Genomic DNA, 8016 nt, shown 5'->3' on the forward strand with positions numbered 1-8016 from the left:
GAGGCCGGATGTGTGGCCGCCGCGACGTTCGCCGCCGCCGGCGGCACCACGCTGAGCCGCACCGGCGAGCAGATGGCCGGGCTGCTGGCCGCGGGCGACGTCGACGGGGCGCGTGCGCTGCTGCCGTCCCTGTGCGGGCGGGACCCGTCGGTGCTCGACACCGCGGGACTGACCCGCGCGGCGCTGGAGTCGATCGCCGAGAACACCGCGGACGCCCAGATCGGTCCGCTGGTGTGGGGAGCGCTGGCCGGGACGCCGGGCGTGCTCGTGTATCGCGCTGCGAACACCCTCGACGCGATGATCGGCAACCGGTCCCCGCGTTACGCGCGGTTCGGCTGGGCGGCAGCCAGATTCGACGACCTGGTCAACCTGATCCCGGCGCGCGTGACGGGCCTACTGGTGGTGGTGTGTGCGCCGGTGGTCGGCGGCTCGCCCGCAGAGGCCTGGCGGGCGTGGCGCCGGGACGCCGCCAGACACCCCAGCCCCAACGCCGGTGTCGCCGAGGCATCGTTCGCGGGTGCGCTCGGTGTGCGGCTCGGCGGCCCGACGCAGTATGCCCATGAACTGGAGATCCGTCCGACCCTCGGTGACGGGCGCGTCCCGGACGTCGACGATCTGGCGCGGGCGGTCCGGTTGTCGCGCGCGGTGCAGGTGCTGGCCGCGGCGGTCGCGGTCAGCGTCGCTTGCCGTAGCGGTCGGCGAGTTTCTGCTCGGTGGTGAGCGGGGCGGCCTCGTCGCCGGCGTGTTCGGCTTCGGCCTCGGCGATCGCCTTCTCCCGCCGGCGGACCTTGATCTCGGAGTACACGAAATAGCCGACGCCGATCGGGGCGATGATGCCGAACGCGATCCACTGGATGCCGTAGGACAGGAACGGGCCCGCGTCGAGATGGGGGAGCGGGATCACGCCGAGACCGCCGGGCTGGTCGGCGTTGAGTTGCAGATACGAGCCCGCCAGCGGCACCCCGGTGAGTTCGGAGATCTGCGGGATGTTGATCGAGTACACCTGCGTCACGCCGTCGGCTTCGAACGGCGTCTTGTCCCTGGCGACGCCTTCGGTGTCACGCAGCCGCCCGGTGATCGTCACCGTCCCGGTCGGGGGCGCGTCGAACTCCGGCACCTTCGAACCCTCGATCGGCTTCACGTAGCCGCGGTCGACCAGCACTGTCGGCCCGCCGTCCACGGCGAACGGCACCAGCACCTCGAAGGCGGGGTCGCCGTCGATCAGCCGCAGCCGGGCCAGCACCTCGGCCTCGGGAAGATAGCGGCCGGTCGCGGTGACCTGCTGCCACTGCTCCTCCGGGGCGGCCGAATCCTGGTGGGGCAGCACGCTGCTCACCGGGACGGGCTCGGCGTCCAGGGACCGGGCGATCTGGGCGTTCTCCCGGGTGGTCTTGGTGTTCTTGCCGAGCTGCCACGGCGCCAGCACGGTGAAGCACAGATAGGCGAACGCGAGGACGACGACGAACAGCGCCAGCCACTGGGGCCGGAACAGGAATGCCCACCGGCGCATGATCAGCCCGCCTTTTCCCGGTCGGCCAACTGCTCGTCCACCCACTGGTGCAGCCCGGGCAACGCCGCGTCGATGACCGCGAACACGTCCTCGAAATCGCCCTGGGTGCCGTAGTAGGGATCCTCGACGTCGGGCACGTGCGCACCCGATCGCGGATCGAAGGAGCGCAGCATCCGCAGCCGTTCGGCGGGTACCCCCATGTGCTGCAGGATCCGCAGATGGTTGCGCCCCAGCGCCAGCACGAGATCGGCGGACAGGTGGTCGTCGGTGAGTTGTGCCGCGCGGTGGGCCGTCGGGTAGCCGTGCTCGCGCAGGACGTGACCGGCGCGCCGGTCGGCGGGCTCGCCCTCGTGCCAGTGCCCGGTGCCTGCGCTCGTCACCCGGACGACATCGGCCAGCCCGCGCTCGCCGATCTGGTGGGCGAACATCTTCTCCGCCATCGGGCTCCGGCAGATGTTGCCCGAGCATACGAACGTGACGTGCAGCAGCTCAGACACCCAGCACCTCGCGCAGCGCGTCGACGTCGCTGACATGGGCCAGTGCGCCCCCGTCGTCGTCGGTGAAGTCGCGGTGACCGTAACCCCAGCCCACGACGATCGTGCCGATGCCGTGCACCGCGGCCCCCTCCACGTCGTGGAACCGGTCGCCGATCATCACCACCCGCTCGGGCAGCGGAGCCAGCTGATCCAGCGCCCGCGCGACCACGTCGGACTTTGCGGACCGGGTGCCGTCGGGGCTGGCGCCGGCGATCACCTCGAAGCAGGTGTCCAGGCCGAAGTGGGCGAGGATGCGCTGCGCGGTCGGCTCGACCTTGGACGTCGCCACCGCCAGCCGCACCCCGGCGGCCTGCAGGTCGGTCAGCAGTGCCGGGATGCCCTCGAACGGCCGGTTCATCGACCAGCCCCGGCTGACGTAGTCGGCGCGGTAGGCCGCGATCGCGGTGTCGGCCCGGTCGCCGAGGCCCAGCCTGCGCAACGTGTCGGGCATCGGGGGCCCGACGATCATGCTGACCAGGTCACCGTCGGGGACTTCGGCGCCCACGGCATCCAGTGCGTGGCGGAAGCTGGCGACGATGCCCTCGGCGGAGTCGGTCAGGGTGCCGTCGAGATCGAAGATCACCAGGTCGCCCCGCCCCACGGGAGCGACGCGGTGGGTGCCGTCCAGCGTGTCAGTCACGCGTCCATTGTCCCTGAGCCCGGGCCGGGGGTGCCGCTCGGTTCCGGGTGACTTCGCGCGCACTAGTGTCGTGCTGTGGCAAGTGTGCGGCTGGTCGACATCATCGACGTGCTCGAAGCGGCCTACCCTGCCCGTCTGGCGCAGAGCTGGGACTCCGTCGGGCTTGTTTGCGGAGACCCGGCCGAACCGGTGACCTCGGTCACCGTGGCCGTCGACGCCACCGCCGAGGTGGCGGCCGGGGTGCCCGACGGCGGCCTGCTGCTGGCGCACCATCCGCTGCTGTTGCGCGGCGTCGATTCGGTGGCGGTGGACACCGCCAAGGGTGCGCTGATCCACTCGCTGATCCGCACCGGTCGCGCGCTGTTCACCGCGCACACCAACGCCGACAGTGCCTCGCCGGGGGTGTCCGACGCCCTGGCCGATGCGCTCGGGCTGGAGGTGTGCGACGTCCTCTCGCCGGTACAGGCGGGGCCGGCGCTGGACAAGTGGGTGGTGTTCGTGCCCGTGGAGCACGCCGATGCGGTGCGGTCGGCGATGTTCGCCGCAGGCGCCGGGCAGATCGGTGACTACTCGCAGTGCAGCTGGAGCGTGACAGGAACGGGGCAGTTCCTGCCAGGCGACGGCGCCGCACCGGCGATCGGTTCGGTGGGCACCGTCGAGCACGTCACCGAGGACAGGGTGGAGATGGTGGCCCCGGCCGCCCGCCGCAGCGCGGTGTACGCCGGCCTGCGCGCCGCCCACCCCTACGAGGAGCCCGCATTCGACGTGGTCGCGTTGCAGATCCCGGCCGGCGACGTCGGTGTGGGCCGTATCGCGACCGTGCCCGAACCCGAACCGCTGTCGGCGTTCGTGTCCCGGGTCCGCGCCGGGCTGCCCAGCACGACGTGGGGCGTGCGTGCCTCGGGCGATCCCGACGCGACCGTGTCCCGCGTCGCGGTGTGCGGCGGCGCCGGGGACTCCCTGCTCGCCGAGGTGGCGGCCGCCGGTGTGCAGGCCTACGTGACCGCCGATCTGCGCCACCACCCGGCCGACGAGCACCGGCGTGCCTCCGACGTCGCGCTGGTCGACGCCGCCCACTGGGCCACCGAGTACCCCTGGTGCCACCAAGCCGCAGCGTTGCTGCGCAACCACTTCGGCGCGTCGCTGCCTGTCACGGTGTCCGACGTGCGTACCGATCCATGGAATGTCGAGGGATGTTGACGTGAAAGCCTCAGTGGCACAACAGCAGTTGCTCGCCCAGCTGGCCGAGATCGACGCCGAGCTCAGTCGGCTCGAGCACCGGACCAAGCACCTGCCCGAGCAGAAGGCGGTGGAGACGGCCCAGACCGCCCACCGTGAGGTCGCCGACCGGCTGGGCGCGCTGCAGATCGCGCTGGACGACATCGACGCGCAGATCGCGAAGTTCGACACCGAGATCGACGGGGTGCGCCAGCGCGAGGACCGGGACCGGGCGCTGCTGGGCGGCGGGACCGTCGACCCCAAGCAGCTCGCCGACCTGCAGCATGAACTCGAGACGCTGCAGCGCCGCCAGGCCAGCCTGGAGGACGCCCAGTTGGAGGTCATGCAGCGCCGCGAGGACCTCGCCGATCAGCAGGCCAGTGAGCAGTCCGCGGCGGCGGAACTGCAGAGCGCGTTGGACGATGCGCTGCGCGCGTGCGATCTCGCCCGGCTGGAGCTGACCCAGGCCAAGGACCAGGCCGTGGCGCGGCGTGCCGAACTGGTCGGTTCGATCGACGACGAACTCACCACGCTCTACGAACGCCAACGCGCCCGCGGCGGCGTGGGCGCCGGTGTGCTGCAGGGCCGCCGGTGCGGTGCGTGCCGGATCGAGATCGACCAGGGGGAGTCCGCGCGGATCGCCGCGGCCGCCGAGGACGAGGTGCTGCGTTGCCCCGAGTGCTCGGCGATCCTGCTGCGCGTCAAGGCATCCCGCGCATGAAGGTGATCGTCGAAGCCGACGGCGGGTCGCGCGGTAACCCGGGTCCCGCGGGCTTCGGCGCGGTGGTGTGGTCGGCGGACCGCGGGGCGGTGCTCGCCGAGGCCGCGGAGTCGATCGGCAGGGCCACCAACAACGTTGCCGAATACCGCGGCCTCATCGCAGGTCTCGGCGCCGCCGACGACCTCGGTGCCACCGAGGTCGAGGTGTACATGGACTCGAAGCTGGTGGTCGAGCAGATGTCGGGTCGCTGGCGGGTCAAGCACCCGGATCTGGCTCCGCTGCACCAGCAGGCGAATGACCTCGCGCGCAGGTTCGAGCACGTCAGCTATTCATGGATTCCGCGTGCCCAGAACAGTCACGCCGACCGGCTCGCCAATGAGGCGATGGACGCGGCAGCTGGCGGCCAGACATCCGCAGCCACAACCGAAGTCGTCGCCAACCCGGCGGGCTGGACGGGCGCTCAGGGCGCGCCGACCCGGCTGCTGATGCTGCGGCACGGCCAGACCGAGCTGTCGGTGGAGCGCCGGTACTCCGGCCGCGGCAACCCCGAGCTGACCGAACTCGGTGTCCGGCAGGCTGACGCGGCGGCCCGCTATCTGGGCGGCAAGGGCGGCATCGACGTCGTGGTGTCGTCGCCGCTGCAACGCGCCCACGACACCGCCACGGCCGCGGCCAAGGCGCTCGGACTGGACGTCGACGTCGACGAGGACCTGATCGAGACGGATTTCGGTGCCTGGGAAGGGCTGACGTTCTCGCAGGCCTCCGAACGCGACCCGGAGTTGCACCGGCGATGGCTGAGCGACACCTCGGTCCCGCCGCCGGGCGGGGAGAGTTTTGACGCCGTCGCCGCCCGGGTGTCGCGGGCCCTGCAGGGACTCGTCACCGAGCATGCGGGCAAGACGATCCTGGTGGTGTCCCACGTGACACCGATCAAGACGCTACTGAGGATCGCCCTCGATGCGGGCCCGGCGATCCTGTACCGGCTGCATCTGGATCTGGCGTCGCTGTCGATCGCCGAGTTCTATCCCGACGGCGCCGCGTCGGTGCGGCTGGTCAATCAGACCGCCTATCTGTGATCGCCGTGCATGTGCACGCGCTCACCGTGTAGACCGAACAACGCGATGGCCTCCACCGGGCCGTCCACGACGCCGAACCAGTGCGGGTTCCATGTCGAGAATTCCACGGCCTCACCGGGTTTGATCGTGAAGTCGCGGTCGCCGAGGATCAGCCGCAGCTGTCCGGACAGTACGTACATCCAGTCGTGGCCCTCGTGCACCGGCAGTTCGGCGGGCGGGGTGCGTCTGCGTGCGCTGACCCGGATCTTGTACGCGTGCAGTCCGCCGGCGGGCCCCTGTCCGGTCAAGGGCCAGAACGTGATCTGGTTGTGCGTGTGTGACGTACCCCGGACCCGCGGATCCTCGACCTCGGGGGCACGCAGCAGTTCGTCGGTGCTCACCGACAGCGCCGACGCCAGCCGCGGCAGGTGATCGAGCGCGAGTCGGCGCTTGCCGGATTCCAGCCGGCTCAGCGTGGAGATGTCGATGTTGGACCGGGTCGCGACGTCCTCCAACGTCATCCCTCGTTGAAGCCGCAGGTCCCGCAGGCGTCGCCGCACCCGGACGTCCACGCTCTCGTCATTTGCCTCCATGGCAATTCACCTTGGCAGCTGGCCGCGGTGGGTGCAAGGTCGAGTCATGGACAAGGTGTGGGATTGCGTGATCGTCGGGGGCGGCGCGGCCGGATTGAGCGCCGCGCTGGTGCTCGGCAGGGCCAGGAGGCACACGCTGGTCGTCGATGCCGGTGAGCAGAGCAATCTGGCCGCATCGGGAATCGGCGGGCTACTCGGGTTCGACGGGGTGCCGCCGGCCCAGCTGTACGCCAAGGCGCGGCACGAGCTTGCGGCCTACCCGAGCGTCGCGGTGCGCGAGGGTGAGGTGGTGACCGGTGCGGCGTCGGACGGCGGCTTCACAGTGGAACTGGGCGACGGCGGCGCCGTGCAGACCAGGCGGGTGCTGCTGGCGACCGGGATGCGCTACGAGTTCCCGTCGGTTCCAGGGATGGCGGAGCTGTGGGGGCGGTCGGTGTTCCACTGCCCGTTCTGCCACGGCTGGGAGGTGCGCGACCGGCCGCTCGCCGTACTGGCGGACGGGGACCGCGGCGTGCACATGGCGACGCTGCTGCGCGGGTGGAGTGACGACGTCGCGCTGCTGACCGGAGGTCCGGCCACGCTCACCGATGCCCACCGGTCGAGCCTGGCCGAGGCTGGGGTGGCGGTGGACGAGCGCGTTGTCGCGTCGGTGGCCTCGACGGGCGGCGAACTGGAATCGGTGGTCTTCGCCGACGGCACCCGGATGGCGCGCGAGGGTCTGCTGGTCGCCACGACGCTGCACCAGCGTGGGGCCCTGGCGGGCAAGCTCGGCGTGAAACTGGCTGCACCAGGGCCGGTTTCGGCGGACGCGATCGAGGTCGACGAGATGTGCCAAACATCGGTTCCCGGAGTGTTCGCGGCCGGGGACGCAAGTACACAGAGGCCGCAGGTGGCGGCAGCGATCGCCGCCGGGTCGGCGGCAGCAGCATCAATAGTGGCGAGTTTCCAGGAGGAACGGTGACGTCTGAGGTCAAACAACACTGGGAAGACCGGTATGCGGAGCGGAATCAGATCTGGAGCGGCCGGGTCAACCCATGGCTGGCCGAAGTGGCCGGAGCCGAAAACCCGGGACGGGCGCTGGATCTGGGGTGTGGCGAGGGCGGCGACACCGTGTGGTTGGCCGAGCACGGCTGGCACGTGGTCGGGGTCGACATCTCCGAGACCGCGCTCGGACGGGCCGCCGCGGCGGCGGGGGAGCGTGGCCTGACCGACCGGGTCCGGCTCGTGCAGATGGATCTGTCGGAGGCGTTCCCCGACGGCACCTTCGACCTGGTCTCGGCGCAGTTCCTGCAATCGATGGTGCACCTGGACCGCGAGCGGATTTTCGCCGCCGCCGCGCGCGCCGTGGCGCCCGGCGGGCTGCTCGTGGTCGTCGATCACGCTGCCGCGCCACCATGGGCCCCGCAGCACGTGCACGACCATGTGTTCCCGAGCATCGATGAGGTGCTGGGTTCCATCGATCTCGGCGACGGGCAGTGGGATCAGGTTCGCGCCGCAACGGTGGAGCGTCAGGCCGTCGGACCGGATGGTCAGCAGGGGTTGCTCGAAGACAACTTGATCGTGTTGCGGCGAACCTGACTTTCTTGTCGGAGGGCCGCGGTAGCGTCGGGTACATGTTCGAAAGTTTGTTCGATGTTTCGGAGTCGGACGGTGAGGCCGAGTTACGGGCAGTAGTCGAGCGGTGTGAGGCGGTGAAGTCCGCGGCTGCGGCGGCGCAGGCGCGGGCGACTGCGTTGTGGGCGA

General features: G+C 70.8%; 10 protein-coding genes and 1 pseudogene. 7 read left to right on the forward strand and 4 right to left on the reverse strand.

From position 1 onward, the window contains the following. A partial coding sequence (locus MVA01S_RS27335; protein WP_060941773.1) for a cobalamin biosynthesis protein occupies window positions 1-720 on the forward strand: 720 nt, incomplete at its 5' end. On the opposite strand, the gene MVA01S_RS27340 is transcribed toward MVA01S_RS27335, so the two are convergent. Genes MVA01S_RS27340 through MVA01S_RS27350 form a run of 3 tightly spaced genes read right to left on the reverse strand, consistent with a single transcriptional unit; the run spans window position 674 to window position 2686 of the window. Next, complete coding sequence (locus MVA01S_RS27340) at window positions 674-1510, reverse strand: SURF1 family cytochrome oxidase biogenesis protein (RefSeq protein WP_003933322.1); 837 nt, start codon at window positions 1508-1510, stop codon at window positions 674-676. The two genes, MVA01S_RS27335 and MVA01S_RS27340, sit on opposite strands and share 47 nt — an antisense overlap. A 2-nt stretch (window positions 1511-1512) precedes the next feature. Next, on the reverse strand, window positions 1513-2007 hold the full coding sequence (locus tag MVA01S_RS27345) for a low molecular weight protein-tyrosine-phosphatase (RefSeq protein ID WP_003933321.1): 495 nt from the start codon (window positions 2005-2007) through the stop codon (window positions 1513-1515). Continuing rightward, the gene (locus MVA01S_RS27350; protein ID WP_003933320.1) at window positions 2000-2686 is read right to left on the reverse strand and encodes an HAD-IA family hydrolase; all 687 of its coding nucleotides are present in this window, start codon (window positions 2684-2686) and stop codon (window positions 2000-2002) included. The genes MVA01S_RS27345 and MVA01S_RS27350 overlap by 8 nt, the downstream gene beginning before the upstream one ends. Window positions 2687-2761: 75 nt before the next feature. Here MVA01S_RS27350 and MVA01S_RS27355 point away from each other — a divergent pair, with 75 nt between their 5' ends. Genes MVA01S_RS27355 through MVA01S_RS27365 form a run of 3 tightly spaced genes read left to right on the forward strand, consistent with a single transcriptional unit; the run spans window position 2762 to window position 5701 of the window. Then, complete coding sequence (locus MVA01S_RS27355; protein WP_040542987.1) at window positions 2762-3886, forward strand: Nif3-like dinuclear metal center hexameric protein; 1125 nt, start codon at window positions 2762-2764, stop codon at window positions 3884-3886. Window position 3887: 1 nt separating this feature from the next. Then, window positions 3888-4625: a zinc ribbon domain-containing protein gene (locus MVA01S_RS27360; protein WP_003933318.1), complete on the forward strand. Its 738-nt coding sequence runs from the start codon at window positions 3888-3890 to the stop codon at window positions 4623-4625. Beyond that, window positions 4622-5701: a bifunctional RNase H/acid phosphatase gene (locus tag MVA01S_RS27365; protein ID WP_003933317.1), complete on the forward strand. Its 1080-nt coding sequence runs from the start codon at window positions 4622-4624 to the stop codon at window positions 5699-5701. The genes MVA01S_RS27360 and MVA01S_RS27365 overlap by 4 nt, the downstream gene beginning before the upstream one ends. Here the strand turns inward: MVA01S_RS27365 and MVA01S_RS27370 are convergent. Then, complete coding sequence (locus MVA01S_RS27370; protein WP_040542986.1) at window positions 5692-6273, reverse strand: helix-turn-helix domain-containing protein; 582 nt, start codon at window positions 6271-6273, stop codon at window positions 5692-5694. The two genes, MVA01S_RS27365 and MVA01S_RS27370, sit on opposite strands and share 10 nt — an antisense overlap. A gap of 46 nt (window positions 6274-6319) precedes the next feature. Between MVA01S_RS27370 and MVA01S_RS27375 the strand changes: the two genes are divergently transcribed. The 3 genes and pseudogenes from MVA01S_RS27375 to MVA01S_RS32190 all read left to right on the forward strand — a co-directional run. Continuing rightward, window positions 6320-7234 (forward strand): NAD(P)/FAD-dependent oxidoreductase, encoded by a 915-nt coding sequence (locus MVA01S_RS27375; RefSeq protein ID WP_003933315.1) that lies wholly within the window; start codon window positions 6320-6322, stop codon window positions 7232-7234. After that, window positions 7231-7851, forward strand: coding sequence for a class I SAM-dependent methyltransferase (locus MVA01S_RS27380; RefSeq protein WP_003933314.1), 621 nt, complete (start codon window positions 7231-7233; stop codon window positions 7849-7851). The genes MVA01S_RS27375 and MVA01S_RS27380 overlap by 4 nt, the downstream gene beginning before the upstream one ends. 35 nt (window positions 7852-7886) lie before the next feature. Further along, window positions 7887-8016, forward strand: a pseudogene (locus MVA01S_RS32190) (HNH endonuclease); the annotation flags it as partial.

Source organism: Mycolicibacterium vaccae NBRC 14118 = CIP 105934 (assembly GCF_001552715.1).
GTDB classification, from domain to species: Bacteria; Actinomycetota; Actinomycetes; order Mycobacteriales; family Mycobacteriaceae; genus Mycobacterium; species Mycobacterium vaccae.